The sequence below is a fragment of the Methylobacterium sp. UNCCL125 genome (assembly GCF_900116795.1).
In the GTDB taxonomy this organism is placed as follows: Bacteria; Pseudomonadota; Alphaproteobacteria; order Rhizobiales; family Beijerinckiaceae; genus Methylobacterium; species Methylobacterium fujisawaense.
In genome coordinates this window covers 107,119-134,081 of record NZ_FPBW01000019.1, presented here as the reverse complement: position 1 = coordinate 134,081, position 26,963 = coordinate 107,119, and the positions used below count along the sequence as shown (strand labels likewise).

Annotated in this window: 28 protein-coding genes and 2 tRNA genes; 14 read left to right on the top strand and 16 right to left on the bottom strand. The window is 71.3% G+C overall.

Annotation, left to right across the window (positions count from 1 at the left end):
• The first annotated feature begins 102 nt into the window (after positions 1 to 102).
• Together BM396_RS20020 and BM396_RS20015 are read left to right on the top strand one after the other, a co-directional pair.
• Complete coding sequence (locus BM396_RS20020; RefSeq protein WP_051044870.1) at positions 103 to 714, top strand: TadE/TadG family type IV pilus assembly protein; 612 nt, start codon at positions 103 to 105, stop codon at positions 712 to 714.
• Positions 708 to 1,295, top strand: a complete 588-nt coding sequence (locus BM396_RS20015) for a TadE/TadG family type IV pilus assembly protein (protein WP_043353026.1) — start codon at positions 708 to 710, stop codon at positions 1,293 to 1,295. The genes BM396_RS20020 and BM396_RS20015 overlap by 7 nt, the downstream gene beginning before the upstream one ends.
• A 202-nt stretch (positions 1,296 to 1,497) precedes the next feature.
• On the opposite strand, the gene BM396_RS20010 is transcribed toward BM396_RS20015, so the two are convergent.
• On the bottom strand, positions 1,498 to 1,719 hold the full coding sequence (locus BM396_RS20010) for a hypothetical protein (RefSeq protein WP_078946968.1): 222 nt from the start codon (positions 1,717 to 1,719) through the stop codon (positions 1,498 to 1,500).
• Positions 1,720 to 2,092: 373 nt separating this feature from the next.
• On the opposite strand from BM396_RS20010, the gene BM396_RS20005 reads away from it, so the two are divergent.
• The gene (locus BM396_RS20005; protein WP_043353028.1) at positions 2,093 to 2,329 is read left to right on the top strand and encodes a hypothetical protein; all 237 of its coding nucleotides are present in this window, start codon (positions 2,093 to 2,095) and stop codon (positions 2,327 to 2,329) included.
• Between the two features lie 149 nt (positions 2,330 to 2,478).
• Here BM396_RS20005 and BM396_RS20000 read toward each other — a convergent pair whose 3' ends face one another.
• Positions 2,479 to 2,850, bottom strand: a complete 372-nt coding sequence (locus BM396_RS20000; protein ID WP_043353029.1) for a cell envelope integrity TolA family protein — start codon at positions 2,848 to 2,850, stop codon at positions 2,479 to 2,481.
• An 86-nt stretch (positions 2,851 to 2,936) separates the two neighbouring features.
• On the bottom strand, positions 2,937 to 3,686 hold the full coding sequence (locus BM396_RS19995) for a sigma-70 family RNA polymerase sigma factor (RefSeq protein ID WP_051044873.1): 750 nt from the start codon (positions 3,684 to 3,686) through the stop codon (positions 2,937 to 2,939).
• A 298-nt stretch (positions 3,687 to 3,984) separates the two neighbouring features.
• Between BM396_RS19995 and BM396_RS19990 the strand changes: the two genes are divergently transcribed.
• Positions 3,985 to 4,230 carry a hypothetical protein gene (locus tag BM396_RS19990; RefSeq protein WP_043381866.1) on the top strand — a complete coding sequence of 82 codons (246 nt, stop codon included), beginning with the start codon at positions 3,985 to 3,987 and terminating at the stop codon, positions 4,228 to 4,230.
• 344 nt (positions 4,231 to 4,574) lie between these two features.
• Here the strand turns inward: BM396_RS19990 and BM396_RS19985 are convergent, their stop codons facing one another.
• The 11 genes from BM396_RS19985 to BM396_RS19935 all read right to left on the bottom strand — a co-directional run bounded on the left by BM396_RS19985 (position 4,575) and on the right by BM396_RS19935 (position 15,640).
• Entirely contained in the window at positions 4,575 to 5,432 is an 858-nt protein-coding gene (locus BM396_RS19985) for a manganese catalase family protein (protein ID WP_043353032.1), read from the bottom strand.
• A 379-nt stretch (positions 5,433 to 5,811) separates the two neighbouring features.
• A complete protein-coding gene (locus BM396_RS19980; RefSeq protein ID WP_043353034.1) occupies positions 5,812 to 6,093 on the bottom strand; it encodes a hypothetical protein in 282 nt (93 codons plus the stop codon).
• A 123-nt stretch (positions 6,094 to 6,216) separates the two neighbouring features.
• Positions 6,217 to 6,291, bottom strand: a tRNA-Thr gene (locus tag BM396_RS19975).
• A 102-nt stretch (positions 6,292 to 6,393) separates the two neighbouring features.
• Positions 6,394 to 6,828, bottom strand: coding sequence for an NUDIX hydrolase (locus tag BM396_RS19970; RefSeq protein ID WP_043353036.1), 435 nt, complete (start codon positions 6,826 to 6,828; stop codon positions 6,394 to 6,396).
• Positions 6,829 to 7,056: 228 nt separating this feature from the next.
• Entirely contained in the window at positions 7,057 to 8,643 is a 1,587-nt protein-coding gene (locus tag BM396_RS19965; RefSeq protein WP_043381868.1) for a heme biosynthesis protein HemY, read from the bottom strand.
• Between the two features lie 125 nt (positions 8,644 to 8,768).
• The gene (locus tag BM396_RS19960; RefSeq protein ID WP_244538910.1) at positions 8,769 to 10,682 is read right to left on the bottom strand and encodes a translation initiation factor 2; all 1,914 of its coding nucleotides are present in this window, start codon (positions 10,680 to 10,682) and stop codon (positions 8,769 to 8,771) included.
• Between the two features lie 375 nt (positions 10,683 to 11,057).
• Positions 11,058 to 11,765: a uroporphyrinogen-III synthase gene (locus BM396_RS19955; RefSeq protein ID WP_043381875.1), complete on the bottom strand. Its 708-nt coding sequence runs from the start codon at positions 11,763 to 11,765 to the stop codon at positions 11,058 to 11,060.
• Positions 11,766 to 11,768: 3 nt separating this feature from the next.
• Positions 11,769 to 12,644 carry an aldose 1-epimerase family protein gene (locus BM396_RS19950; protein ID WP_043381877.1) on the bottom strand — a complete coding sequence of 292 codons (876 nt, stop codon included), beginning with the start codon at positions 12,642 to 12,644 and terminating at the stop codon, positions 11,769 to 11,771.
• Between the two features lie 76 nt (positions 12,645 to 12,720).
• Positions 12,721 to 14,472 carry an ABC transporter ATP-binding protein gene (locus tag BM396_RS19945; RefSeq protein WP_043381880.1) on the bottom strand — a complete coding sequence of 584 codons (1,752 nt, stop codon included), beginning with the start codon at positions 14,470 to 14,472 and terminating at the stop codon, positions 12,721 to 12,723.
• 79 nt (positions 14,473 to 14,551) lie between these two features.
• The gene (locus BM396_RS19940; protein ID WP_236952929.1) at positions 14,552 to 14,929 is read right to left on the bottom strand and encodes a hypothetical protein; all 378 of its coding nucleotides are present in this window, start codon (positions 14,927 to 14,929) and stop codon (positions 14,552 to 14,554) included.
• A gap of 24 nt (positions 14,930 to 14,953) precedes the next feature.
• Positions 14,954 to 15,640: a DNA-binding protein gene (locus BM396_RS19935; RefSeq protein ID WP_043356205.1), complete on the bottom strand. Its 687-nt coding sequence runs from the start codon at positions 15,638 to 15,640 to the stop codon at positions 14,954 to 14,956.
• A 350-nt stretch (positions 15,641 to 15,990) separates the two neighbouring features.
• Here BM396_RS19935 and BM396_RS19930 point away from each other — a divergent pair, with 350 nt between their 5' ends.
• Together BM396_RS19930 and BM396_RS19925 are read left to right on the top strand one after the other, a co-directional pair.
• Positions 15,991 to 16,656 (top strand): response regulator transcription factor, encoded by a 666-nt coding sequence (locus BM396_RS19930; RefSeq protein ID WP_043381882.1) that lies wholly within the window; start codon positions 15,991 to 15,993, stop codon positions 16,654 to 16,656.
• Positions 16,656 to 17,981 (top strand): sensor histidine kinase, encoded by a 1,326-nt coding sequence (locus BM396_RS19925; RefSeq protein ID WP_043381885.1) that lies wholly within the window; start codon positions 16,656 to 16,658, stop codon positions 17,979 to 17,981. The genes BM396_RS19930 and BM396_RS19925 overlap by 1 nt, the downstream gene beginning before the upstream one ends.
• Before the next feature lie 10 nt (positions 17,982 to 17,991).
• On the opposite strand, the gene BM396_RS19920 is transcribed toward BM396_RS19925, so the two are convergent.
• On the bottom strand, positions 17,992 to 19,383 hold the full coding sequence (locus BM396_RS19920; protein WP_043381887.1) for an aminotransferase-like domain-containing protein: 1,392 nt from the start codon (positions 19,381 to 19,383) through the stop codon (positions 17,992 to 17,994).
• A 126-nt stretch (positions 19,384 to 19,509) separates the two neighbouring features.
• Between BM396_RS19920 and BM396_RS19915 the strand changes: the two genes are divergently transcribed.
• The gene (locus BM396_RS19915; RefSeq protein ID WP_348273024.1) at positions 19,510 to 19,797 is read left to right on the top strand and encodes a DUF1127 domain-containing protein; all 288 of its coding nucleotides are present in this window, start codon (positions 19,510 to 19,512) and stop codon (positions 19,795 to 19,797) included.
• A gap of 29 nt (positions 19,798 to 19,826) precedes the next feature.
• The gene (locus BM396_RS19910) at positions 19,827 to 20,738 is read left to right on the top strand and encodes an EamA family transporter (RefSeq protein WP_043381892.1); all 912 of its coding nucleotides are present in this window, start codon (positions 19,827 to 19,829) and stop codon (positions 20,736 to 20,738) included.
• A gap of 97 nt (positions 20,739 to 20,835) precedes the next feature.
• On the opposite strand, the gene BM396_RS19905 is transcribed toward BM396_RS19910, so the two are convergent.
• Positions 20,836 to 20,912 (bottom strand) — tRNA-Asp (locus tag BM396_RS19905).
• 363 nt (positions 20,913 to 21,275) lie between these two features.
• Between BM396_RS19905 and BM396_RS19900 the strand changes: the two genes are divergently transcribed.
• The 6 genes from BM396_RS19900 to nuoF are packed head-to-tail and all read left to right on the top strand — an operon-like array spanning position 21,276 to position 26,829.
• The gene (locus BM396_RS19900) at positions 21,276 to 21,641 is read left to right on the top strand and encodes an NADH-quinone oxidoreductase subunit A (RefSeq protein ID WP_007560754.1); all 366 of its coding nucleotides are present in this window, start codon (positions 21,276 to 21,278) and stop codon (positions 21,639 to 21,641) included.
• Positions 21,642 to 21,683: 42 nt separating this feature from the next.
• On the top strand, positions 21,684 to 22,283 hold the full coding sequence (locus tag BM396_RS19895; RefSeq protein WP_043353985.1) for a NuoB/complex I 20 kDa subunit family protein: 600 nt from the start codon (positions 21,684 to 21,686) through the stop codon (positions 22,281 to 22,283).
• Positions 22,284 to 22,292: 9 nt separating this feature from the next.
• A complete protein-coding gene (locus tag BM396_RS19890; protein ID WP_043381896.1) occupies positions 22,293 to 22,940 on the top strand; it encodes an NADH-quinone oxidoreductase subunit C in 648 nt (215 codons plus the stop codon).
• A 16-nt stretch (positions 22,941 to 22,956) separates the two neighbouring features.
• The gene (locus BM396_RS19885) at positions 22,957 to 24,147 is read left to right on the top strand and encodes an NADH-quinone oxidoreductase subunit D (RefSeq protein ID WP_043353981.1); all 1,191 of its coding nucleotides are present in this window, start codon (positions 22,957 to 22,959) and stop codon (positions 24,145 to 24,147) included.
• A gap of 9 nt (positions 24,148 to 24,156) precedes the next feature.
• Complete coding sequence (gene nuoE / locus BM396_RS19880; RefSeq protein WP_043381898.1) at positions 24,157 to 25,518, top strand: NADH-quinone oxidoreductase subunit NuoE; 1,362 nt, start codon at positions 24,157 to 24,159, stop codon at positions 25,516 to 25,518.
• 9 nt (positions 25,519 to 25,527) lie between these two features.
• Entirely contained in the window at positions 25,528 to 26,829 is a 1,302-nt protein-coding gene (nuoF, locus tag BM396_RS19875; RefSeq protein ID WP_043353978.1) for an NADH-quinone oxidoreductase subunit NuoF, read from the top strand.
• The last annotated feature ends 134 nt before the right edge of the window (positions 26,830 to 26,963 follow it).

The following is a 26,963-nucleotide window of genomic DNA, read 5'->3' as shown; positions in this document are numbered from 1 at the left end:
TCATGTTTGAACGTTTTCTAAACGAGCCGATCTTACATCTAGCTTCGTCCGGCCGTTGAGCTGGGACGGCAGCAGGCACAGGACCTGCAGAGTTCGTTTGTCATGATGGGCATCTTGCGGCGCGTCGCGACTGTCTGGCGCACACGCGAGCCGGGCGGCCGGGCTGGCACCGACGGAGGGATCCGACGGCTGCGCGGCCACCGCGGCGGCGCCTCGGCGGTGGAGTTCGCGCTCCTGGCGGCGCCGTTCCTGGCACTTCTGGGCGTCGTGGCGGAATCCGGCGTCGTCGCCATCGAGCAGCAGACCCTCGATATCGCCGTCGACCGCAGCGTGCGCCAGCTGCGCACGGGCGCCTTTCAGGACGGCGCCGACGGCAGCGATCCAAGCCAGCGCTTGCGCAAGCTCGTCTGTGCCGGCCCGTCGGCGCTGTTCCCCTGCGCCGATCTGCGCCTCGACGTGTCGCGGACGGCTTCGTTCTCGGCATCGCAGCCGGCGGAGCCGTTCGACAAGACCACGAAGACGTGGACGACGGGCTTCGGCACCCGGTTCGAATGCCCGCAGGGCGGCGATACGGTGACGGTCCGGGTCGCCGTGCCGGTGATGCGCCTCTTCCAGATGCTGGACTTCACCGGGCGGATCATGTCCGACAAGTCGCAGCTGCTCGTCACCACCGAGATCTTCCGGGCCGAGGATTACGAGCCCAAACCGTGCTGAGCCTCCGTCCCCGCGCGGGCCTGACCGGCCTGATCGGCAGCCGGGACGGCGTCAGCGCGATCGAGTTCAGCGTGATCGCGCCGATCCTGCTGCTGATCCTGATGGGGTCGATCGAGTTGCCCCGCGCCTTCATGATCGGGAAGCGGCTCGACAACGCGTCGGCCACGATGGCGGATCTGATCGCCCGCGGCAGCTACGCCGACCTGAAACCGGTCTTCGCCGCGACCAGCGCGATCTCCAACCCCTACGACGTGAGCGGCGCGAGCATCGTGCTGACGGCCGCGGGCACCTACAGCGACGGCAGCTCGGCGACGACCAAGGTCTGCTCGAGTGCCGAATCCAATGGGCAGGCCTACGCGGCCGGCACCTCCCTCGGCCCACCGCCCCCGGGGATGACCCGAAACGGCGATCGCTTCGTCGTGTCGGAGGTGACGATGATCTATAATCCGATCTTCCCGGTGCTCTCGAAGCTGACCCGGTGGACCTTCCGGTCCAGAAAGGTCTGGCCGGTGCGCGGGGGCGAGATCTACAACGGACAGAGCGAGGTGGTTCTGCCCGGCGGCAAGCCCTGCCCGGCCTGAACGGGCGGACGGTGGCAGGCCCGTCAAGCGGAGGCCAATCCTCCGCGGCAATCCGGTCGGCGATGGAGGATGGCGCCTGCGGCACGCAGGACGGGGTGCGCGGGCACGGCGGCGGTCTTCCAAGCGCGGCGCGGGCGATCCGGCGACGCGGCCGGCGCCACCGGATGGACCCGGTGGCGCCGGATCGCGGCCATCGCCCGCCTCAGCGGGTCGAGACCGCGGTGGCGACGACCCGCCGCGAGGCCGGGCTCGCCGGGACAAGACGCGGCGTCGTGGTCAGCTCCGAGGCCGGACGAACCGCGGCGGTGGGACGCGCCTGCTCACGGTAGAGCGGGGGAGTCAGCGCGATGGTCTCGTCGGCCAGGGCGGTGCCGATCATCGGAACGGCGGCGAGGGCGGCGAGAACGATGGTGCGAACGGTCATGATGCGAAGTCCTCTCGTTATCCGGGTCGTGCCCGGCTTCGAGGGGGTATTTACGTTGCAGAGCAACATGATCCAAACAGATGCAATCGATACCGCATATCGATACGATCAATGTTTGCCGTGCCGATTCCGTTTCCGAGCGACTGGGCAGGCGGACCTTGCCGCCTGCGCCTCATCGACCGGTCGGCTCGAGGAGACCGCGCTCCGGGAGCCGGCCGATGCATCGCCAAGGTTCGGCCGACCGGAAGGACGGACCGAGTTCATACAATATTAAACCGCACCCCCGAAGGTCGGTCAGCCCATTGAATGTTTGTGAACCCACAGAGACTTAACGCGTAAAAGTTTATCTTTTCGCGCGGAAGGAGACGGCCCGTTGCTGGTTGCTGCCCTGCTCTTCGCGGTGGGCGTATGGGAGGGCTGGCGGTATCGGGCAGCGGTTCTGATAGCCAGCTCGATGCTGGTCAGCATCGGGTGGCTGGGCCTGTGGGCCTTCGTATGGACGCATCTCGACGCCGAGAAGATCCTACTGCTGTTCGCCTATCTCACCGCCCATCAGGCCGGGTATCTCGTCGGCGCCTATCTCGGGGCGGATTTCGGCGAAGATTCTTGACCGAACGGATCGTCGGCCCGCGGGCTGCAATCATCGTGGCGACGTCGACGCCAGGTTGACGGAGCGGCGCAGACAGGCCGGCGGGGCGATCGAAGACGAAGCCGGGATGCACAACCCGTTCTCCGGGCGCCGCCACCGGCTGCCGGAGCTCAGTGGCCGAGTTCCACCGGGATGCTGAGATCGACGATCCCGTCCCCGCTCAGGAGAGCGGGCGGCGGGGCGGAGGTCGGGCTGATCCCCTGCAGGGCGCGGAGCGCGCGCTGATCGAGTTTCGGCGAGCCCGAACTCTGCTCGATCTCCGCGCTCTGCACCGCCCCGTCCGGACCGATCTGGACGTGGACCAGCACGGTTCCGCCGCCCCGAGCCGTACCCGATCCCCTCTGAGCGCGGTCGGCGGCATCGATCCGCGTGACGAGGTCCGAGAGCCAGGCCCGCACCGCGGGTCCTGGAGTCGCCTGCGCTCCGCTCGCCAGAGCCAGACCGAACACAACAGCACCGGACATCAGAACGCGCGGCGACATGGGAAACGGTGGCTCCCTGAGCCCAGGATCGAGGGGCGACCCTACGCCCCGAACGGGCCGCTTGCGACCCCGATCCCGTGTCGCCGTCACGCGACGGCGGCGGTTTTCCAGCCTTTCGGGCCGGCGGCGGCCAGCATGACGTCGTCGCTACCGATCTCGAGGCCGGTATAGCCCAGCATCTGCGCGAGTTGCGTCCGGGCCCGCCAGACCCGGCTCTTCACCGTGCCGATCCGGCACCGCATGATCGCGGCGGTCTCCTCGTAGGTCAGGTTCTCGATCGCCACGAGCACGAGCGCTTGCCGCATCGGCGGCGTGAGACGACCGAGGGCCGCCTGGACGTCGCTCAGGTCGAGATGGCCGCCCTGCTCGGGCAGCGAGACCATCCGCTCCGCCTGCGCTCCATCCTCGTCCTGCACCTCGCGCCCGTGCCTCCGGTGCTCGTTGTAGAACGCGTTGCGCATGATCGTGAACAGCCACGCTTCCAGGTTGGTGCCCGGTACGAAGCTGGCGCGCGAGCGCCAAGCCCGTAGAAGCGTGTTCTGCAGCAGGTCGTCGGCACCGACGTGGTTGCGCAGCAGCGAGCGCGCGAAGCGCTGCAGATTCGGCACCATGCCCAGGAGCGAGGCCTGGAATTCCTTCTCACGGCCGTCTTGCGCCTCGCCGAAGGCACCGTCCAGCAACCTCAGCAGTTCGGCGAAGCGCTCCGCGATCGTCGGCTCAACGGCGTCCTGCGCGTAAGTCGCCGCCAGCAGATGGCCGAGATGAGATTGCACGCTGTCGGGGAGCCGGGGCGCCGGTGGGTCGATTGTATCAGCGTCCAGCAAGACTCCGAGCATGATAGCCGATCACCTGAACAGGATGAAAACATGATTTCGGATATTAATCCCGGAATATGTCACACTCGCCGCAACATAGATCAGCCAATACGAATATATATGGACAGAAACATGCCGGTCGGCGCGGCGGACACGAGAAACGCCCCGGAACGAGGAGGGTTTCGATGGCATTGGACGCGCTGAAAAACGCTACGCCCCGGCGCCGAATCTGTGGCGACGCCGTCCGAGACCGCGCCGCTCCGCATGTCGTCTTCGACACGGGGTCAGGCGCGGCGGGTTGAACACAAGGATCGACTCCATGACCAGACTCTCGGATCTCGAGATGGATCCCGCCTTCCAAGAAGCCGTCAGCGCCGTACGAGGCGCGGCCAGCACCTTGAGCGGTCGCTCCGTGACGGCCGCTGAGGCCCGCTTTCTCGTCGGCATCGCCCTGACGACCTTTGCGCATGCCGGTGGCCTCGAGGAGCCGAGCCGTGGCCGGCTCGCCCGCTTCGCGGCGCGCAGCGGCCCGGACACGGCCGTCGGGACGCGGACCCGGCACTGAGCCACCGCCGGCCAACGGGAGACGCCCGGACCGCAGATCCGAACGCCGCTCCGGTCTCAGGCATCGCGGGCCGCCGACGCCCGACCCGGATCGCGCGCCACCACGCGCAAGCCCGCAGTGCCCCCCTCGGTGCCATGCGGGCCGACGATCGGGAGGTGCCCCTCGGGGGGCCCGGCCGCCGCCCGGATCCGCCGGATCTCGTCGCGGCCGTGCCGACCGGCCGCGACCCTCGCCGACTGTGCCGCGTGGTCCGCCCCGCGCCCCGACCGATGGACCGCAGGGCGCGGATCCCTCCGAGGAAAACGCCTCGACCGGAGGGCGCGCGGATCGGAGCGTCCGGTCGATCAGCCGATCTGCTGGGACTCGGCGCCGCTGTCGGGCCGCGCCGGGCCGAGCACCGGCTCCTCGCCCATCGGCTGGTTCTGGACGACGCTGAACGTGCCCTTGCCGTCGAGGGAGGGGCCCTGCGTCCAGCGGCCGGCCGGCGGCGGCGAACCGTCCGCCGACGTCCCGAAGAAGGCGTAGTTGAACTTCTGGTTCTCCTTCTCCTGCGGGAAGGAGTTCGGGATCGGCAGGGTGCCCGCGTGGCCGCCGAGTTCCTCGATCACCGCCAGCCATTGCTGCTGGTGCATGGTGTCGCGGGCGATGAGGAAGCTCCACATGTCCCGCATGCCGGCGTCGGTCGTGGCGTTGTATAGCCGCACTGCGAGGACGCGGCCGGTGCTCTCGGCGGCGACGTTGCAGTACATGTCGGCCGCAATGTTGCCGCTGGCGTAGACGTGGCTCATGTCGAAGGGCAGGCCGTCGGAATTGCCCGGGAAGGCGGCCATGCCGGTGGACAGCAATGTCTTGTGCAGCATGCCCTCGGCGATGTGGCGCGGGTTCTCACCGCCCATGATGGCCCCCACGATCGCGTCGGCCGCCCCGGCCTCCTGCACCTTGGTCGGCGCGTTCTCAAGATTCAGCGCGACCGCCGTCGCGAGCATCTCGATATGGCCGAGTTCCTCGGTCGCGGTGGCGAGCAGCATGTCCCGGTACTTCGTGGTCGGAGCACGATTGCCCCAGGCCTGGAAGAAGTACTGCATACAGACCCGGATCTCACCTTCGATTCCGCCGATCGCCTGCTGGAGCATGCGGGCATAGATCGGGTCGGGGCTGTCGACCTTGACCGGATACTGAAGACGCTTGTCGTGATAGTACATGGTATCTGTCCCTCGCGAGAGGCACGGCGTGCTCAAGCCCACCGCACGATCGGCCGTCGGCTCGGCACCCCCGTGGGAGCATCGAGCCTCTCACCCTGTCCAACCCCGCGTCAGAACGACGGTTCGATTCCTCGATCTATTTATAACGAACAATATTTGGTCAAAGCTATTTTCTTAAGCTCGATCAGGCTATTGGCACGGTCAATCTCGATCATTCCCGCGCCAGAACATCTCGTATTACATAACGTATGTTAAGGGAGACCAACCCCGGTTCAGGGCGCTTGGCAGGCGCCTCCGGCCGGGCACCGTGCAAGCGTCCCCGGTCCGGCAGTCGCGGCCCGTGCGGCCTCACGAGGATGCCGCACCGACGTCCCGGAGCTCAGAGGAGCCCGGCTCGGCGGGCGAGCATGATCGCGAAGGCGAGGCAGGCGGCGAGGCTGACCCCCAGCATGGCGACGTTCGTCCAGAAGCGCACCGGCCGGCTGGAGCCTTCGATCCCGCTGGCGCGCAGCCGGACCCACGGCACATACAGGTAGAGAGCGATCAGCGTCAGGATCAGAAACGCGAAGGTGGCGAGCCGGCCGGTGATCAGGGCCGCGCCGGCCAGGACCGCCCAGCCGAAGACGAGGCCCAGCATGGTGAACAGGGCTGTCGAGTTCACGTCCGCACGTCCCCTTCCGCGGATGATGTCGGCAGGGCAGCCGCTGCGATCCTCAGTCTGCGCCGGGACCCGTCGAGGAACCCGCAGCGTCAGCCGGACCGGTGATCAGATCGAGAAGGTTTCTGGTGCTGCGAGAGAGGATTGAACTCTCGACCTCTTCATTACCAATGAAGTGCTCTACCACTGAGCTACCGCAGCAGGTGACCGGGGCGCCCCCGCGGGGGGCGTGTCCGTCCGGCCGAGTGGGGCCATAACGGATCGCCGCCGCGTTGGCAACGCCGTGTTGCGCTTCCGCGCATTTTACGTGCGCGATGCGGCCCGGATCAGGGCCGCGAGGCCCGGCTCGGAGACCGCCTCGGCGGCTTCCACCGGTGTGAACCAGCGCAGGTCCCGTTGACGCGCCTCGGGAAAGTCCTTGAGCTGCTTGCGCACCTCGAGGGGAAAGACCTTCACTTGGCACAGGACGGTGTCGAGGTTCCTCAGGCGCTTCTGGTAGAGGTAGAAGCCGATCGGACGCTTGCCGACCGCACCGCGCAGGCCCGCCTCCTCGTAGGCCTCCCGCGCGGCCGCCTCGAACGGCTTGCGCCCCTTCATCGGCCACCCTTTCGGGATGACCCACCGACGGCTTTCCCGCGACGTCACCAGCAGGATCTTGGGCTGGCCATCCCGCCCGCGCCGGAACGGCAAGGCTCCCACCTGCCGACGCGGCTCCCCGTCATCGTCGTTGAGGGTCATGGTCGCACCGCGCGAGGCGGAAGGCTGCCCCGACCCGGCGTCATCGACGCCGCGTGCGGGCTCTGTGCAGTCTGGCGGATGATCGGACCCTCGGTCGACGGCTCTGAGCACACGCTATAGGGCGAGCCGGCACATTCAACTGCCAGTAGACGAACGGCGCGACCTCTCCGTGAAGTCGCGCCGGTCCTGTCATGATCTGCGGGGATGATCGGCGCTTGGCGCGGCCGGTCATCCCATCCGACGAACGGCGCGATCCGCCGATCCCGGCGGCAGCGCTGCGGCCGCCATCCCGGCCGAGACCGGATCGGCGCCGGCGGTCTTCGCGCTGGCTGCCTTCGCCGGCAGGACGGTGGGTACAGGCACCGGCGTTCCCGGTCCGGTGGCGACCGCTGCAGAGGCCGATGCAGAAGACAGTGCAGAAGCCGACGGGGCGACCGATCCGGGGACGGGCGCAGAGGGGCGCGTCGCGGCCGGGACGAGGGCCGGGGCGGCCGACTCCGCTTCCGGCTCCACCGCGGGTGCGGCGGCCAGAGTGTTCGGCGGCTCGCGCCACGTGAAGGCGTCGAGGCGTCCGGTCACCGGCGAGACCGGCGCCCAGGTTTCGGTGGCGATGCCATCGGCGATCCAGACGCGGTCGCGCGGGGCGCGGGCGGCCCGGGCCAGCCACTCGCGGGCCTGGCCGGAGGCGGCGCCGTGTTCGGCCTCCTCGATGGCCGCCATCATCAGGCAGGCGCGGGCGGTCGGCCGGTCGGTGAGCAGGGGCTTCACGGCCTCGCGGGCCCGCTTGTAATCCCGCGCGTCGAGGGCGGCCTGCCCCAGGGCGAGCCGGGATTCCGGATCCCAGACGGACAGCTTCGCCAGGACCTCGGCGCGGGCGAGACGGTCGCGGACCGAATCGCCGGGCCGCAGCCCGAGATAGACCTTGGCGAGGTCGGGATGGGGATTGGCCTTCCAGGCCGCCTCGACGATCCGGGCCGCCTTCTTGACGTCGCCGCGGCGGGCGAGGAGGCGTCCGGCGATGCAGGCCGCCGGGACGAGATCGGGGGCGAGCTTGACCGCCTGCAGGATGCGCTCCGCGGCGAGTTCCGGCTCGCCGGCCTCGCGCTCGCCGGCGATCGCGGTCAGCAGCACGGCCCGCTGCCGCCGGGCGGTGGCCTTGTCGATCAGGCCGAGGGACGAGCGGCGCTCGATGGTCTCCAGGGCGGCGGCCCAGTCGCCGTCGGCGCTCTGCGCCTCGAGCAGGGCCTCGTTGGCCCAGGTGACGCTCGGCGCGAGGCGGGCAGCCTCGGTGGCGTAGGCGCGGGCGGCCGTCTCGTCCTCCCGGCGCCGGGCCTCCACGAACAGGCCGCGCAGGCCCAGGACCCGGGTCTCGGGATCGTCGACCATGCGCTGGAAGGCGCTTTCGGCGGCGTCCCGGTCGCCGGAGATCTGCGCGGCCTGGGCCTTGAGCAGCAGGGTCAGCGGCTCGGTGCCGAGGAGCCGCTCGGCGTCGCCCGCGAAGCGGCGGGCCGCCAGGGGATCGCCCGAGCCCACCGCCACCATGCCGCGGGAGAGGGCGGAGAGGCCCTTGGCGCGGCGCCGCTCGGCGGAGCCGCGGACCAGGGCCTCCGGCAGGCCGATGACGCCGCGCACGATCGCCCAGAGCACGCCCAGGACGATCGCCGCCGCGATCACCCCGACGAGGGCGACCGCGAGGCTGGTGCCGATCTGGTAGCCGTTCCAGACGACGGTGACGGTACCGGGCCTGTCGGCGATCCAGACCGCTCCGAAGGCGGCGAGTGCGAGCAGGGCCAGGAAGGCGAGGGCGCGCCACATGGGGTCAGTGTCTCCTGTCGGCGGCCGGCTGGCGGCCGTCGCGGGGGGCGGGAGGAGCGGGGCGCCTGCGCGTCCGCTCGGAGAGGGTGCGGCCGCGCAGGGCGCGGATCGGGTCCGTCACCGGACTAGCGCCCGGGGGCGGCCTGGGCCGGTTGGGCGGCGCCGACCGGCAGGGCCTTGAAGGCGCTGTCGAGGAGGGTGCGCACGGCCTGCTCGGCCTCGGCCCGGGCCTTCAGCTTGGCACCGAAATCGCCGGCCGGCTCCTGGGCCTCGGCCGGGAGCGCCGCGAAGGCCGCCGAGGCCGCCGTGAGGTCGCCGCGGTCGAGGGCCGCCTGGACCTTGCCCTCCGGAGCGTCGGAAGCCTCGGGGGCGGGCGCGTCGGCCTTGCGGATCTGCACGAGACCGTCGGCCATGCTGAGGAGCTTGGAGCGGAAATCCCCGGTCTCCGCGGCGCTCTTGGCCCGCTGCGCCTGCCGCTTGGCCGCGATCCGCTCGGCGATCGGCCGGAACGTGTCGGCGAGATCCGCCGCCGAGGGCGCGCCGCCCTCGGCGAAGGGGGCGAGGGCCTTGGCCTGCGCTTCGGTGCCCGGATCGAGCTTGCGCAGGGTCGCCAGCGGCTCCGCATAGGCCGTGCCGGATTCGAGGGCGGCCGCCACGCGATCGGCGACCACGACCCGCAGAGCCGCCTGAACGGTGCTGGCCTCGGCGCGCTGCGCCACACTCTTGTCCAGCGCAGCGATCTGATCGGCCTGCTCCTGCAGACGCCGATCCACCGCCTTCGCGGACTCGGCGGCCTGGGTCTGCCCCGCCTCGGCGGCGGTGCGGCTCGCCTGGGCGGCGGCCTGGACCGCCTCCGTGGCCGCCTTCACCCGCGCGTCGAGGGCCTGTTGCAGCGCGTCGAGGCGTTGACCGAGCGCCGCGTCGGCCTCGGCATTCGCCTTGGTCTTCTGCTCCACCTCGCCCTGCAGCGCCGCGATCTTCCGGGACGCGTCCTCGGCCGCCCCCTTGTCGCCGCCAGCGTCTTCCACCGCCTTCAGGCGGGTCTCGAGATCGGCGATCTGCTTCGCGTTGTCCTGGACCACGCCGAGCTTCGCGCCCGCCGACTGGTCCCGGCCCGGCTCCTGGCCGGGCTCCTCCTGGAGCGCGGCGACGCGCTGGTCGAGGTTGTCGAGGCGGGCGACGAGATCCGGCGGCACGGCCGGCGCCGCACCGGAGGCCTGGCCGTCCGTCGCGGCCGCCGGGGCCGCGCCGGCCTTGTCCAGGGCCTGCTTGGCGCTCGATTCCGCGGTGGCGACGCGCTTGTCGAGGGCCGCCAGCGCATCGCGCGGGGCCAGCCCGTCGAGACGTTTGTCGAGGGACGCGATCTGGCTGGAAAGCCGTTGATCCAGGGCGTTCAGGCGCGGATCGGGACCGATCCCGGCCTTCTCGGCACCGAACAGCAGGCCGGCGCCGATCACGCCGCCGAGCAACCCGGCCGCGGCGATCGATCCGAACCCGGCCCGCGCCCGGGCAGACGATCCAGCCGCAGGTCTGGCCGGATCGACGGAGGCCGCCGCGGGGATCGGCCCCTTCGGCGACTCCTTGCCATCCCTCGGGGCATCCTTGGAGGCATCCTTGAAGGCGTCCTTGGCCGCATCCTTGCCGGCCGACGGCGGATCGGAGATGCGCTTGGCCTTGAGGTCGATGATCGGACCGGCCGTCACCGCACTGGCGGCCGCCTGACCCGCGGCACCCGAAGCGGGACCGCCCGGACGGGGACCGCCCTGGGGGCCGGTGCCGGGATGTGCGGCCTTCGGATCGGCCGTCGCCCCGGTGGTCGCCGACGCGGTGGTGGAGGCCGTCGACGACGATGCCGTTGCCGACGACGAGGTGGTCGTGCCCGGCTTCGTCTCGATCCTATCGGACCCGGCCTTGAGCGCATCGGGCTTGGCGCCGGGCGGCTGGGCGGCCGGGCCGGACGTCGGCTTCAGGCCGTCGGTACCGGGCCCAGGCTTGACGCCGTCGGGTCGGGCGTCGCTCGTGCCGGGCTTGGCGGACACGACGGGCTCGGTCGCCGGCTTGGGCGGTGTTCCGAGCGGGGATCCCTGCGGTCCCTTCACGGTCTCGGCCGGACCCGAGGCACTCGGCTTCGCACCGGCGGCGGTGGACGCCGAGGATGTCGAGGCCGAAACCGAGGCGGTGGACGCCGATGTCGCGGGCGACCGGGACGCGCCCCCGGGCGGCGTGGACGATCCGGGCTTGCCGGGCGCGGCGTCCGGCTTCCGACCGCCGGGACCGGGCTTGTCGGCGTCGCTGGGTGGTGGCGTCACGGGCAAGTCCTCCAACTCTTCGGCGTCGCCGCGCCCCCCTAGCACCGCGGCGGCGCCGGGCGCGAGGGCGAGATACGGCGGCCCGGCCTCCCTGTCACCGCACGGCTAACCCGGTGGCGGCGCCAGGGCGTCGAGCAGATCCGCTTCGCGCGGGCGTGTCGCGACGAAATGGACCGGAACACCGGCGGCTTCCAGGGGGGCCGCGACATCCGACGATAGGCAGTAATGCCCCAGGCGGCGGAAAGCTCCGCCATGACCCGATCCATCCGCGAGGGCGAGGGCGACGGCGGCGCTGCGCCGGGAATAGTGAAAGGCGGCTTCGAGGCGTCCCGCGGCGAGCTCGAGGCCCACCGCCTGCGGGAGCGTCCGCAGCGCCTCGGCCCGGTAGGCGACGAAGGTGGTGATCCGGAACCCCGCGGCCATCAGCGTTGCCGCCGGCTCCGGCTTTCGCTCGGCCCCGGTCGCGTGGAGAAGGGATTCGCCGGGCGCCAGGGCATCCGCCACCAGGGCGGCGAGGCCGGCGGCATCGCCCGGCCCCTCGCGCACGGGACCGAGGCCGGCCGCGCGTGCCAGCGCAGCCGTCCGCGCACCGACGGCGAAGACCGGGAGACCGCGCAGGGGCGGCGCGTCCCGGATCGCCGGCACCGCGTTGGCGCTGGTGAGGAGCAGGGCGGCGAAGGGTCCCGCGGGCGGTGCCGCCGCGGTCGGCCGCACCGCCAGAACGGGCGCGACGAGCGGCGCGTGGCCCTGCGCCGCCAGGGCCGCTCCGGTCCGTGTCGCCCCCGGCTCGGGCCGTGCCACCCAGACGCGCACGGGCTAGGTGTCCAGCGTGAGGCGGACGCCGTGATGCGCGGTGCCGCCGGGGGCAAGCAGACGCTGCGAATCGCGCTCGGCGAGGTCGCCCGCGAAATCCGACCAGTCGGCGTAGCCGGTCCAGCATTCCAGCGACAGGAACGGCGCGGTGGGCTTGGTCCAGACCGCCAGATGGGGAAAATCCGCCATCTCCATGCGGATCGCCCGTCCGGGGCCGGTGAAGCGCATCCAGCGGCTGCGGGCGTTCCGGAACACGAAGGCCTCGGTGAAGAGCGCCGGATCGAGGGGCAGCGTGTCCCCGGCGAGGGGGATCGGCTGCTCGTCGCGCAGCAGCAGGCCGCCCGGGCCGACCTGGGGCGCGAAGGGCCGCTCCGCCTGCTCGAAGGTCACCGCGTAGCCGCCGTCCCGGGCGCGGGTGCCCCCCGCGAAGGGCCACGGGAAGGCCGGGTGGAAGCCGAGGGCGTAGGGCAGGGGGACGTCGCCGGGATTGGCGACGGTCACGTCGAGGTCGAGACCCGCCGGACGGACCCGCGCGGTGATATCGAGGCGGAACGCGAAGGGATAATGCGCCCGCGTCTCGGGCCCGTCGGTCAGGCGCAGGGTCACCGCGTCGGCGCTCCGGTCCACCACCGCGAAGGGCAGGTCGCGGGCGAAGCCGTGCTGGGCCATCGGGTAGCGCTCCGACCCGACCGTCACGTGCCCGCCCGCCGAGGCGCCGACGACCGGGAAGAGCCAGGGCGCGTGCCGGTTCCAGTGCTCGGGATCGCCGCTCCAGAGATACTCGGTCCCGCCGACCCGCCAGGAGACCGGCTCGGCCCCGTGGGTCGCGAGGGTCGCGGTTGTGCCGTCCGGTGCGGTCAGCTCGATGCGCGTGGTCACGGTGCTCTCCCGGTCTGCCTCGGAGAGCCGAGGTAACGGAGGCGGGGCCGGACGCAAGGGGCCAGCAAGGGCCGGCTCACGCCGCCGTGCCGAGCCCCGGCAGGACCGCCTCGGGCGGCCCGGAGGCGACGATCCGGCCCGCCTCCAGGACGTGGACCGCGTCGGCGCCCTCCAGGGTCGACAGCCGGTGGGCGATCAGGATCAGCGTCCGCCGGCCCGACAGGGCGCGGAGTGCCCGCATCACGGCGCCCTGCGTATCGTCGTCGAGGGCGGAGGTCGCCTCGTCGAACACGATGACGTCCGGGTCGTGGTAGAGCGCCCGGGCAATGCCGATGCGCTGGCGCTGGCCGCCGGACAGCCGGGCCCCGCGCTCGCCGACCCGCTCCGCGTAGCCGTGGGGCAGGGCGGCGACGAACTCGTGGGCGCCGGCGAGTCGCGCCGCCCGCTCGACGGCGGCGAGGTCCGGCGCGTCGAGGCCCAGGGCGATGTTCTCCGCCACGGTGCCGTCCACCAGGAACACCTCCTGCGGGACGTAGCCGATCCGATTCTGCCAAGCGGGCAGGGTCCCGGCATCGAGGGGGCGGCCGTCCACGGTGATCTGCCCGGCGGTCGGGCTCAGGACGCCGAGGATCAGTCCGGCGAGCGTCGACTTGCCCGAGCCGGTGCGCCCGGCGAGGCCGACCGTGGTGTTGACCGGGATCGTCAGGTCGATCCCGGCGAGGGCCGGACGCCCGGTGCCGTAATCGAAGCCGAGACCCTCGAGCCGGATCGCCCGGGCGAAGGGCAGCCTGTCGGCGGTGCGGGGCAGGGGCTCCCGCTCGTCGGCGAGCTCGTCGACGATGACCCGCACCGCCGGCAGGGTGAAGCGCATCAGCGCCACCGAGGTGAAGATGTTCTGGAAGGCCGGCAGCATGCGGTAGCCCGCAAAGGCGAACAGGCCGAGGAGCGGCAGGATCCCGGCGACGTCGAGCCCCTGGGCGAGCGCGAACAGCACCACCACGATCACCCCGCCGAAAGCCAGGGCCTCGATGACGAAGCGCGGCATCTGGCCGGTGAGCTGGCTCGCCGCGGTGGCGAGGGCGTAGGCCCGGGCCGGGGCGTCGAACCGAGAGGCGAACGCCTCCGCGCGCCCGTAGAGCTTCAGCTCGGTGAGCGCCCCGAAGGTCTCCTGCACGATCCGGAAGCGGGCCTCGTTGTCGGCGACGGTGCGGCTGCCCAGCCGGGCGAGCCGGGCGCGCATCACGAGGTAGATCCCGACATAGAGTCCGCCGAAGCCGCCCCCGAGGATCAGCGCGAGCTGCGGCGCGTAGGCCAGCAGGAAGGCGATCACCGCGAGCGCCGAACTCGCCCGCGAGGCGAGCACCGTGGCGGGCGTCAGCGCGCCGATCACCAGCCGGTCGGTCTCCGAGAGCACGTTCTTGGCAAGCTCGGCGCTGTTGGCTTTCGCGAAGAACAGCCGCTCCCGGTCGAGGTAGCGGAACAGCAGCCGCCGGCTGAAGCCGTAGCCGGCCAGATGGGTGAACCGGAGCTGCGCGTAGGTCAGCCCGGCATTCACCAGCGCGGTGACGAGGATCGCGGTAAGCGCCGCGCCGCCGGTGACCAGCAGGAAGCTGCGCTCGTCGGTCAGGCCGAGGACGCTCCGGGCCTGGGCCAGATAGGGGACCCGGGTCGCCGCCGACGGATCCCCGACCAGCGTCAGGAACGGGATCACCGCGGCGACGCCCACGACCTCCAGCAGCGCCGCCACCGCGAGCCCGAGAGCGATCAGGGCGAGGCGCCGCCGGTCGGCGGCCCGCATGGCCCGGACGAGGTCGATCAGCGCGCGCATGGCGTCGCGGGTGTCAGCGGGACGGCTCGCATGGTCGGCCGGGCTTAAGCGCGCCGTCCCGGCCTGTCCACGCCGGGGCTCAGCCGAGCTTCTTGAGGGCGCCGAGATCCACGTCGCCGTCCTGGCTGGTGAAGGTCAGGGTCTTGGCGGTCCCGTCCGCCTGCGCGACGCCGCCGATCCGGTGGTCGCCGCTGTCGTAGGTCGAGACCTGCCCGTCGCGGTCGATCAGCAGGCGGCGCTTGTCGGGGAAGAAGGCATATTTCATCCCGTTCTGCGCGCCGCTGGTCGCGGGCTCGCCGAGATCCTTCGGCCACCAGGGCTCCATGCCCTTCATCGGTTCCATGGGCTTCATGGGTTCCATAGGCTTCATCGGTTCCATCGGCTTCATCGGTTCCATGGCGCGCACCTCCTGCCGGTCGAGAGACAGGAGGACGCGGCAGGAGAGGAAGGGTTGCATGCGTCCCGCCCGCCGCGGCGGACCTCACAGCGGCGGGAGGCCCGGCGCCGGCCGCTTGCGCACCTGACCGTCGAAGCCGACATGGAGCTGCTGCTCGCGCCCGTCCCGGTCCTTGGCGGCCACCTCCAGATGACGCGGACCGCGGCCCGTGACCCGCACGTCGCTGTAGCCCGCCGCCTGGACCGATGCGGTCAGGGCGGCGGTGTCGAGCTTCGGCCCGAGACCGAGCCGGTCCTTGGCCCAGTCCAGGCTCCCCGTCGGCGGACCGCCCGCCGGCCCGAGCAGCAGCGTGCGCCCGTCCCCGTGGGTCAGGATCCGGGCATGCAGGAAGCCGGTCTCGAAACGGCCCTGCACCGTCACGGTCTCGCCCTTGGCGACGAGGCCGCCGTCCTCGCCCTCGCGACCCGTCTCCACGAGCGCGCGCCCGGTCCCGTCCTGCACCACGAACTTGTTGCCGAAGATCTCCGCGACCTCGCCCTTGATGGCCGTCGCGCCCGAGGGGGCCAGGGCCTGGATCGCCACCGGCGCGACCGGCGTCGGCTGGAACGGCGTTCCCTGCGCCAGGGACAGGCCGACGGCACCGAGCGCCAGCGGCAGCGCCACCGCGCCGACCACCCAGGTCCGTCGCGGGATCGCCTTCGACGCCGGCGCGGCGGCTTCGGGCTCGCGGATCTCCCGCGCGGTCCCGTCGATGGTCTTGTCGTCGCTCATGATCTCATCCTCTGAAAGGGTCCGGATCCGCTCGATCCGATGCCCCTTCGTAAGGCGCCGCCGGCAATCCGGTCTGAACCGCGCGGTTCAGGCCCGGTTAAACGCGCCGCCCTAGAGCGCCTCGTGTGGAACCCGTGCGCGTTCAAAGGCTTGGCAGCGGGCGCTGATGCGGGCCGGCAGCTCGGCGCCCGCGTGGCCGTCCCGGCGGCCCAGGTGAGACAACGGCCCTAAGTCCTGGCGGCGGCAGGGTTCGCGGCCGCGGCCGCGGGTGAAATCAGCCGGATGCCCGGCGCATCGCTCCGGCGGCGGTCGAAACCGGCCATCGGGGGCCAGACGGGGAGATCAGACGCGTGAAGATCCTGCTGGTGGAGGACGACGCGGCCCTCGCGGCGGAGGTCGCCAAGGTCCTGCGCGCCGAGAATTTCGTGCTCGACCACGCCGCCACCGGCGAGGACGCCCAGCATCTCGGCGAGACCGAGGGCTACGATGCCGTCGTGCTCGATCTCGGCCTGCCGAAGGGCGACGGCGTCTCGGTGCTGCGGGCCTGGCGCGGGGCCGGGCGGACCCTGCCGGTGCTGGTGCTCACCGCCCGGGACGGCTGGAGCGACAAGGTCGCGGCCTTCAAGGCGGGGGCGGACGATTACCTCGTCAAGCCGGTCCGGGTGGAGGAGCTGGTGATCCGCCTGCGCGCCCTCGTCCGCCGGTCCCAGGGCGGCGGGGCGAGCCGGATCACCTGCGGCCCCCTGAGCTTCGATCCGGGGCTCGGCGCCTTCGAGCACGAGGGCCTGCCGCTCAAGCTCACCGGCCTGGAATGGCGGGTCCTCTCCTGCCTGATGCTGAACCGCGAGACCGTGGTGCCGCGCCTGCACCTGATCGAGCGGGTCTACGAGGGCGACGCGGACGTGGACTCGAACTCCGTCGAGGTGATCATCACGCGGCTGCGCCGGAAGATCGCGCCGGCCCGGATCGAGAGCGTGCGCGGCCACGGCTACCGCCTGCACGCGGAACCCGCCTGATGGCGGAGGCGACGCAGCGGCGCTCGCTCCGCACACGCCTGCTGACCGCGGCCCTGGTGCTGGTGCTGGCCGCCCTGGTGGTGGCGGGCCTCGCCATCGGGGTCATCCTGCACCGGTTCGTGCGCGGGCAGCTCGACGGCCGCCTCGACACGCAGATCGTGGCCCTGCGCGCGGGGCTCGAGGCCGGGATCCTCCCGCAGACGCTCGACGCACCACCCTTCGACCGGCCCGGCCCCGGCTGGGCCTGGGAGGTGCGCCGGGGACCCGAGACGATCCGCTCCGGCTCCCTGCGGGGCGGCGACATCCGCCTGTCCGACCCCGGTCCGGACGACGATCCGGGCCGGCCGCATCCGGCATCCGGCACGGGGCCGCACGGCGAGCCCCTCATCGCCCGGGTGCTGGTCGTGCCAGGGCCCGAGCCCGCGACGATCGTGGCGGCGGCGCCGGAGGGAGAACTGCGCGGGCCGCTGCGCGAGGCGCTGACCAGCCTCGCGGTGGCGCTGGGCATCCTCGGCCTGTGCCTGCTCGCCGGTCTGGCAGTCCAGGTGCGCCTCGGCCTCGCGCCGCTGACACGCCTGCGCGCGGACCTCGCGTCGGTCCGGGCGGGGCGGCGCGAGCGCGTTCCGGCGGACCAGCCCGCCGAGATCGCGCCGGTGGTGGCGGAACTCAACGCCCTCCTCGATCAGAACGCGCAGAACCTGGAACGCGCCCGCGGCCACGTCGCCAACCTCGCCCACGCCCTCAAGACGCCGCTCGCCACCCTGTCGATGGCGCTCGCGGAGCCTGCCCGCGACCCGGACGGGGCCCTGCGGCGGCAGGTGGACGACATGGACCGGCGGGTGCGGCACCACCTCCGGCGCGCCCGGGCCGCGGCCCTGGCGGGATCGGCCCGGGGGCGCACGGCCCTGGCGCCCCGGCTCTCGGACCTGCGGGCTGCGCTCACCCGCATCTATGCCGAGAAGGGCGTGGCGATCGACCTCGACGTCCCGGAGGCTCTGTCGGTCCCCTGCGAGGGCCAGGATCTCGACGAGATGCTCGGCAACCTCGTGGACAATGCCTGCCGCTGGTGCCGGAGCCGCGTGCGGGTCTCCGCGACGGCGCGCGACGGCGGCGTGTCCCTGTCGGTGGAGGATGACGGGCCCGGCCTCGACCCGGCAGCGGCCTCCGCCGTCATGGCGCGGGGCCGCCGTCTCGACGAGGGCGTGCCGGGCCACGGCTTCGGGCTGCCGATCACCCTCGAACTCGCCGAACTCTACGGCGGCGGCCTGAGCCTCGGACGGTCCGAACTCGGCGGCCTGCGGGCGGACCTGGTTCTCCCGGCCTGATCGGGAACGCTCAGCCCAGCGCCTCCCGCAGGATCGGGCGGATCCGCGGATCGGCGCAATGGGCGACGTTGAAGCGCATGTAGCCGTTCCAGGCATCCGACAGGCTGAACGAGGTTCCCGGCGCCAGCACCATGCCGCGGGCGAGCGCCCGGCGGGCGACATCGGCCCCGTCGCGCCCGTCCGGCAGGCGCATCCACAGGAAGAAGCCGCCCCGGGGCTGCGCCCAGGTCTCCAGGCCGCAGGCGCGCAGCTCCGCGGCGGCCTGCACCATCGCGCCGGCGAGCCGGCGGCGGGTCTCGGCGAGGTGCCGCCGGTAGGCGCCCTCGGTGATGAGCGCATGCACCAGCGCGGCCGTGATGTGTCCGTTGCCGAGGCTGAGGGCCAGCTTGAGGTCGACCAGCGGCTCGACCCAGTCGGCCCGGAGCGCGATCCAGCCGCAGCGCGCCGCCGCCGACAGGGTCTTGGAGAAGCTGCCGATCTGGATCACCCGCTCCAGCCCGTCGAAGCCCGCGAGCCGCGGGGCCGCCTCGGGTTCGAGGTCGCCGAAGATCTCGTCCTCCACGATCAGCGTGTCGTGCGCCTCGCACAGCTTCAGCAGGCGGTGCGCCACGGTGGGCGCGAGGCTCGCCCCCGTCGGGTTCTGGAGGGCGGCGTTGGTCAGGTAGAAGCGCGGCCGGTGCTGCTCCAGCAGGGTCGCGAGCGCCCGCAGGTCCGGCCCCTCCGGCGTGATCGGCACGCCGACCACCGCGACGCGCTGTGCGCGCAGCAGCGCCAGGAAGTTGAAATAGCAGGGATCGTCCACCAGCACGGTGTCGCCGGGCTGGAGCAGGAAGCGGCAGACGAGGTCCAGCGCCTGCGTGGCCGATTCGACCAGCACGATCTGGTCCGGTTCGGCGCCGACGCCCTTCTCTCCGATCTTGCGGGCGATCTGGTGGCGCAGGGGCGCGTAGCCCAGGGGCCGGTCGTAATTGGTCATCTCGGCGAGGTCGGCCCGGGCCACCCGGCGCAGGCCCCGGCGGATCGCCTCATGGGGCATCCAGGAATCGGGCAACCAGCCGGCCCCGGGTTTCAGCTGATCCGAGCCGGCCTGCTGCGCCTGCCGGGTGATCCAGAGCGGGTCGACGATCCGGTCGAGCCGCGGCCCCATCGCCTGGAGCGAGAGCGGCCGCGTCTTGCCGGCGACGTAGAAGCCAGAGCCCGGCCGCGCCACCACGGCGCCCTCGGCGGCGAGGCGCTCGTAGGCTTCCACGACCGTGGATTTCGAGACGCCCATCGTCTCCGCAAAGGCCCGCACCGACGGGATCCGCACGCCCGGAACCAGCCGCCGCGCCGCGATCCGTTCTCGGATCTCGCCGACCACGGCCTCGACGCGCGTCCCGGGACTTCTGACTGCGACCGCCATCCGTACTGCTCTTTCGTCCGGACAATTCTTCGGAACCGTACCGAAGTGTTCCTGTCGCCGCCAGCCCCGCGGCGCCAGGATCGCCCCGCCCCGGAACGATGGAGGAGGGGATCCATGAACCCGTGCATGACCGAAACCGCCACCCTCGAGGCCCGGACCGGGCGGCTCGCCCGGATAGCCGGACCCGTCCTCGCCCTCGCCGCCGAGATTCGCGCCGGCCTGTCGCGGGCGGCCATGAACCGCCGCGTGCTCCACCGCCTGTCGACCCTGTCGGACCGGGAGCTGAAGGATATCGGGTTGACGCGCCAGGACGTGGCGGATGCCTGCGTTCCGGGCACCGGCGACGCGATCCATCGGCTGATCGTCCGCCGCGACGAGCGCCGCCAGGCACGGGGGGCGGCGCGGCGGTGGTGACGCGGCCGCGTGCGGCGTAGGATCCGCCCATGACGCTGCGCGACGGGCTCGCCGCAATCCTGGTGGTCACGATCCTCGGGCTGGCCTTCGTGGCCATCAAGGCCGGCCTCGAGACGGTGCCGCCGCTGATGCTGTGTGCCCTGCGCTTCGGCTTCGCGGCCCTGCCGGCGGCGCTGGTGATCCGGCCGCCCCGGGCTCCCATGGCTCTGGTGGCCGGATTCGGGCTCGCCCTCGGGGTCGGCCAGTTCGGGCTGCTCATGACCGCCATCCGCTTCGGGATGCCGGCCGGGCTGTCGTCGCTGCTGATCCAGGTCCAAGTGCCGCTCACCGTGGCGCTCGCCTGGGCGGTGCAGAAGGAGCGCCCGCGCGGCCTTCAGGTGGTGGGGGGCGGGATCGCGCTCCTCGGTGTCGCCGCGGTGGCGCTCGAACGGAGCGCGGGCGCCCCGCCGGGCCCATTGCTCCTGGTCGTCGGCGCGGCCCTGTCCTGGGCCTGCGCGAACGTCATCGTGAAGCGGATCGGCCGGGTCGACATGCTGGCGCTGATGGTCTGGGGCAGCCTCGCCACCACGCCGCCGCTGCTGATCCTGTCGCTGATCATCGAGGGACCGGGCGCCCTGGCGGCGCTGGCACATCCGAATTGGGCGGCGATCGGATCGGTCGCGTTCCAGGCCTACCCGACGACGCTCCTCGCCTTCGGCCTCTGGAACGGGCTCCTGACCCGCTACCCGGCGGCCGCGGTGACGCCCTTCGCCCTGCTGGTGCCGGTGGCCGGCATCCTGAGCACACATCTCGTCCTGGGCGAGCCGCTGAGCGCCGACATCCTGATCGGTGGCAGCCTCATCCTGATCGGGATCGCGTTGAGTCTCAGGGGCGGCCGGTCCGCCGTCCGGTCCTCGGGGCGGGACGCCCTCGGCCCCGCGGCGGATGCTCCGCAGCCCTGACGTCAAAGTCGCGCCGCACGCGCCGCGCAGACTTGCCGCTCATGGCAAGCGTCGTCGCTCTTGCGAGATCGGACCGACAAATGTTGAAGAAGGGACGTGGCGCGGGCGACGGGGCTCGAACCCGCGACCTCCGGCGTGACAGGCCGGCACTCTAACCAACTGAGCTACGCCCGCACGGCGTGGTCGCTTCGGAGGGGGCGTTTTGCCCGGCGACGGGGCGGGGTTTATGGGGCGCTTCGGGCCCTGTCAAGCGCATCCGGCGCGGATTCGCATGCGCGTCGACTGAGGAACGCGGCGAGGCACCCCGACTCGGGGCCTGCGCGCTTCCGCCGTGTTGCGCCAGCGCCGCGCAAGCCCATCTTGGACATGACTGACAAGACGGCTGACAGCGCGCTTTGTGCGACGCGACAAGCCATTGTCACGGGCCGGCGGCTCGACTAAGCCTCCGGCCGCGCGCATCCTGGCATAAGAACAATTCCACGGGCGGATCCGGGTCGGCGTCGCACCGCGGTTTCACTCCTCTCGCGAGGCCCTGGCATGACCGGATTGTTGGCGGATTACCTGCCGCTCATCGTGTTCATCGGCGTGGCGCTGTTCATCGCCACCGCGCTGCTGGTCGTCCCCTTCCTGGTCGCCTTCAAGAGCCCCGATCCCGAGAAGCTTTCGGCCTACGAGTGCGGCTTCAACGCGTTCGACGACGCCCGCATGAAGTTCGACGTGCGCTTCTACCTTGTCGCCATCCTGTTCATCATCTTCGACCTCGAGGTCGCGTTCCTCTTCCCCTGGGCGATCACCTTCGGGGATCTGGGCTGGTTCGGCTTCTGGTCGATGATCGTCTTCCTGGGCGTGTTGACCGTCGGCTTCGTCTACGAGTGGCGCAAGGGCGCCCTCGAATGGGATTGATGCCCCGCCGCTCGCCGCCCGCACTGCATTCTTGAGTCGCCGATGGCCCTGATCACCGACACGAACCGCGCCCTGTCCCGCGCCCCCGCGATCGCGCCCCAGCCTAAGGGGATCATCGATCCCAACACCGGCCGTCCGATCGGCGCGGACGATCCGACCTTCCTGTCGATCAGCGACGAGTTGGCCGATCGGGGCTTCCTGCTGACCACCACGGACGAGCTGATCAACTGGGCCCGCACCGGCTCGCTGATGTGGATGACCTTCGGCCTCGCCTGCTGCGCGGTCGAGATGATGCAGATGTCGATGCCGCGCTACGATTGCGAGCGGTTCGGCTTCGCGCCCCGCGGCTCGCCCCGCCAGTCCGACGTGATGATCGTCGCCGGCACGCTGACCAACAAGATGGCCCCGGCGCTGCGCAAGGTCTACGACCAGATGCCGGAGCCCCGCTACGTCATCTCCATGGGTTCCTGCGCCAACGGCGGCGGCTACTACCACTATTCCTATTCGGTGGTCCGCGGCTGCGACCGGGTGGTGCCGGTGGACATCTACGTGCCCGGCTGCCCGCCCACCGCCGAGGCGCTGCTCTACGGCGTGCTGCTGCTGCAGAAGAAGATCCGCCGGACCGGCACGATCGAGCGCTGAGGAGCGGCCATGACGAACGGCATCTCGATCCTGCCCCATACCCAGCCGGCCTACGGCGCCGACGCCGTCGCGGCCTTGGCCGAGCGGGTTACCGGCGCCCTCGGGCCCGCGGTGGTGTCCCACACCATCGCGTTCGGCGAGCTGACGCTGGTGGTCCAGGCCTCCGACATCGTCTACGCGCTGACCTACCTGCGCGACGATCCGGCCTGCGCCTTCCGCAACTTCATCGACATTTGCGGCGTGGACTACCCGCAGCGCGAGAAGCGCTTCGACGTGGTCTATCACCTGCTCTCCCTGCGCCATAACCTGCGCATCCGGGTGAAGGTGCAGACCGACGAGGTGACCCCCGTCCCGTCGGTGATCGAGGTGTTCCCCGCCGCCAACTGGTACGAGCGCGAGACCTACGACCTCTACGGGATCCTGTTCTCGGGCCATCCCGACCTGCGCCGCCTGCTCACCGATTACGGCTTCGAGGGGCATCCCCTGCGCAAGGACTTCCCGCTGACCGGCTTCGTCGAGGTCCGTTACGACCAGGACCAGGCGCGGGTGGTCTACGAGCCGGTCCAGCTGACGCAGGAATTCCGGAACTTCGACTTCTTGTCCCCGTGGGAAGGCACCGACTACGTGCTGCCGGGCGACGAGAAGACGTCGGCATGAGCCGCGGAGACCGCCCGTGACCGAACACAACATCCGCAACTTCGCGATCAACTTCGGCCCGCAGCACCCGGCCGCGCACGGCGTGCTGCGCCTCGTGCTGGAACTCGACGGCGAGGTGGTCGAACGCGTTGATCCGCATATCGGGCTGCTCCACCGCGGCACCGAGAAGCTCATCGAGTACAAGACCTACCTGCAGGCGACGCCCTATTTCGACCGGCTCGACTACGTGTCGCCGATGAACCAGGAGCACGCCTTCTGCCTGGCGATCGAGAGGCTCGCTGGGATCGAGGTGCCGCGCCGCGCGCAGCTGATCCGCGTGCTGTTCTGCGAGATCGGCCGCCTGCTGTCGCACCTCCTCAACGTCACCACGCAGGCGATGGATGTCGGCGCCCTCACGCCCCCGCTCTGGGGCTTCGAGGAGCGCGAGAAGCTGATGATCTTCTACGAGCGGGCCTCCGGCGCCCGGCTCCACGCCAACTACTTCCGGCCCGGCGGCGTCCACCAGGACCTGCCGCCGAAGCTGATCGACGACATCGACGCGTTCTGCGACCCGTTCCTGCAGGTCGTCCAGGATCTCGACGACCTCGTCATGGCCAACCGCATCTTCAAGCAGCGCAACGTCGATATCGGCATCGTGTCGGTGGACGAGGCGATGGAGTGGGGCTTCTCGGGCGTGATGGTGCGCGGCTCAGGGATTCCCTGGGACCTGCGCAAGGCGCAGCCCTACGAGTGCTACGAGGAGATGGAGTTCGACATCCCCGTCGGAAAGAACGGCGACACCTACGATCGCCAGGTGATCCGCATGGAGGAGATGCGCCAGTCCGTGCGCATCATGAAGCAATGCGTCGCCAAGCTGCGCGAGCCCGCCGGCCAGGGGCCGATCGCCTCGGTCGACGGCAAGTTCGCCCCGCCGCCGCGTCGGGAGATGAAGCGCTCGATGGAGGCGCTCATCCACCACTTCAAGCTCTACACCGAGGGCTTCCACGTGCCCGAGGGCGAGGTCTACGCCGCCGTGGAAGCGCCGAAGGGCGAGTTCGGCGTCTATCTCGTGTCGGATGGAACCAACAAGCCGTATCGCTGCAAGATCCGCGCGCCGGGCTTCGCGCATCTTCAGGCGATGGACTGGATGTGCCGCGGGCACCTGCTGGCCGACGTGTCCTGCGTGCTCGGCACGCTCGACATCGTGTTCGGCGAAGTGGATCGGTAAGTTAGAGCGATGGCAAACCGCAGACTCGCCCCCGCCTCGGAGCAGCCCGAGAGCTTCGCGTTCTCCCCCGAGAACGCCGAGTGGGCCAAGACCCAGATCGCCAAGTACCCGGAAGGCCGTCAGGCCTCCGCGGTGATCTCGCTCCTGTGGCGGGCGCAGGAGCAGAACGGCGGCTGGCTGCCGCGGGCGGCCATCGAGGCGGTGGCGGCCGAGCTCGGCATGCCGAACATCCGCGTGCTGGAGGTGGCCACCTTCTACACGATGTTCGCTCTCGAGCCCGTGGGTCGCTTCTGGATCCAGGTCTGCGGCACGGTGCCGTGCGATTCCTGCGGCGCGCGGGGTCTCAAGGAGATGCTGCAGGCCCGGCTCGGCCCCCCCGGCCACGTCTCGGCGGACGGCACCTTCTCGTGGCTCGAGGTCGAGTGCCTGGGCGCCTGCTGCAACGCGCCGATGGTGCAGATCAACCAGGACTACTACGAGGACCTGACGCCCGAATCCCTCGGCCAGCTGATGGACGACCTCGCCGCCGGACGGCCGGTGAAGGTCGGCTCGCAGACCGGGCGCGTCTCGTCCGAGCCCCAGGGCGCCGTGAACACGCTCACCGACCCGACCCTGTTCGACGGCTCGCGCGTCGGCGCGTGGCGCAAGCGCTTCGAGGAGGCCGGAAAGGTCGAGACGCCGGCCGCCCAGACCGGCGAGGCGGCCTCCGGAACGCAGCAGGCAGCCGAGAACCCGAAGCCGGCGCGGCCCGATGCCGGCCGGCCGATCGAGCGTCCGGCCTCCGACGCGCCGGCCCAGCGCGCCGCCAACGGCGAGACGCCGGTCAAGGCGGAGGATCGCGCCGACGCGGCCGAGCGCGGCCGGTCCACCGCGAAGCACGGCTCCGCCCGGCCGGGCGACGCGGACGTGCTCGATTCGCCGGCCAAGCGTGTCGCCGAGGGCGAACCCGCCGCCGGCGACCAGGGCCATCAGGACGTGCCGGCGCGCGACGCCGTCCCGCAGCAGCCGGAAGCGTCGGGCGCCAGCGCGGGCGAAGTCGCGGCCGAGGCCGAGGAAGCCCGCATCGCCGGCGCCCTTGCGGCCCTGCCGAAGGATGCGAGCCCGGAGCGGAAGGCCGACGCCGTGGGCAAGCGCCCGCCGGGCCTCGACGCCGCCCGCGCCGGGAAGCCGGACGATCTGACGCGCATCACGGGCGTCGGCCCGGGCAACAGCCAGCGCCTGAACGGGCTCGGCATCTACCATTTCGACCAGATCGCCGCGTGGTCCCGCGACGAGATCACCTGGGTCGGCACCTACCTCGCGTTCCCGGGTCGCATCGACCGGGAGAACTGGGTGGGGCAGGCCAAGGCCCTGTCGGCGCCGGCTCAGTGAGGACCTGACATGCTGTCGGATCAGGATCGCATCTTCACCAACCTCTACGGGCTCCACTCGCCGGGCCTGGACGCCGCCAAGAAGCGTGGCGCCTGGGACGGGACCAAGTTCCTGCTGGAACAGGGCCGCGACTGGATCATCGAGGAGATGAAGGCCTCGGGCCTGCGCGGCCGCGGCGGCGCGGGCTTCCCCACCGGCCTCAAATGGTCGTTCATGCCCAAGAAGTCCGACGGGCGCCCGCACTACCTCGTGGTCAACGCCGACGAGTCGGAGCCGGGCACCTGCAAGGACCGGGAGATCATGCGGCACGACCCGCATCTCCTGATCGAGGGCTGCATGCTGGCCTGCTTCGCGATGAACGCGCATGCCTGCTACGTCTACATCCGCGGCGAGTACGTCGCCGAGAAGCACGCCCTCCAGAAGGCCGTGGACGAGGCCTACGCGGCCCGCCTCGTCGGCCAGTCGAACGTGCACGACTACCCGTTCGACATCTACGTCCACCACGGCGCCGGCGCCTATATCTGCGGCGAGGAGACCGCGCTCATCGAGAGCCTGGAGGGCAAGAAGGGGATGCCGCGGCTGAAGCCGCCTTTCCCGGCCAATATGGGCCTCTACGGCTGCCCCACGACGGTGAACAACGTCGAGTCGATCGCGGTCGCCGGCACGATCCTGCGCCGGGGCGGCGCGTGGTTCGCGGGCCTGGGCGGCAAGAACAACACCGGCACCAAGCTCTTCTGCGTCTCCGGGCACGTCAACAAGCCGTGCAACGTCGAGGAGGAGCTGGGCATCACCTTCCGGGAGCTGATCGACCGTCATTGCGGCGGCATGCGCGGCGGCTGGGACAATCTTTTGTGTTCCATCCCGGGCGGATCCTCAGTCCCCCTTGTTCCCGCGGAACAAATCATCGACGCGAAGATGGATTTCGACACCCTGCGCAACCTCGGCTCCGGCCTGGGCACGGCAGCGGTGATCGTGCTCGACAAGTCCACCGACATCGTCGCGGCGATCACCCGGATCTCGTACTTCTACAAGCACGAATCCTGCGGCCAGTGCACGCCGTGCCGGGAGGGCACGGGCTGGATGTGGCGGGTGATGCAGCGCATGACCGAGGGCCGCGCCCAGAAGCGCGAGATCGACATGCTGTTCGAGGTGACCAAGCAGATCGAGGGTCATACGATCTGCGCGCTGGGCGACGCGGCGGCCTGGCCGATCCAGGGCCTGATCCGGCACTTCCGCCCCGAGATCGAGAAGCGCATCGACCGCTACACCGCGAACCCGCACAGCGAGCCTGTGCCGATGGCTGCGGAGTAAAAGGGCTATGCCGGTGTCCAACCCACAGCCTCATCCTGAGATGCCCGCGTCGGCGGGCCTCGCAGGAGGCCTCCCGAGATCGCGAGGCGGGCTGGACATCTCCTTCGAGGCTCGGCTGCGCCTCGCACCTCAGG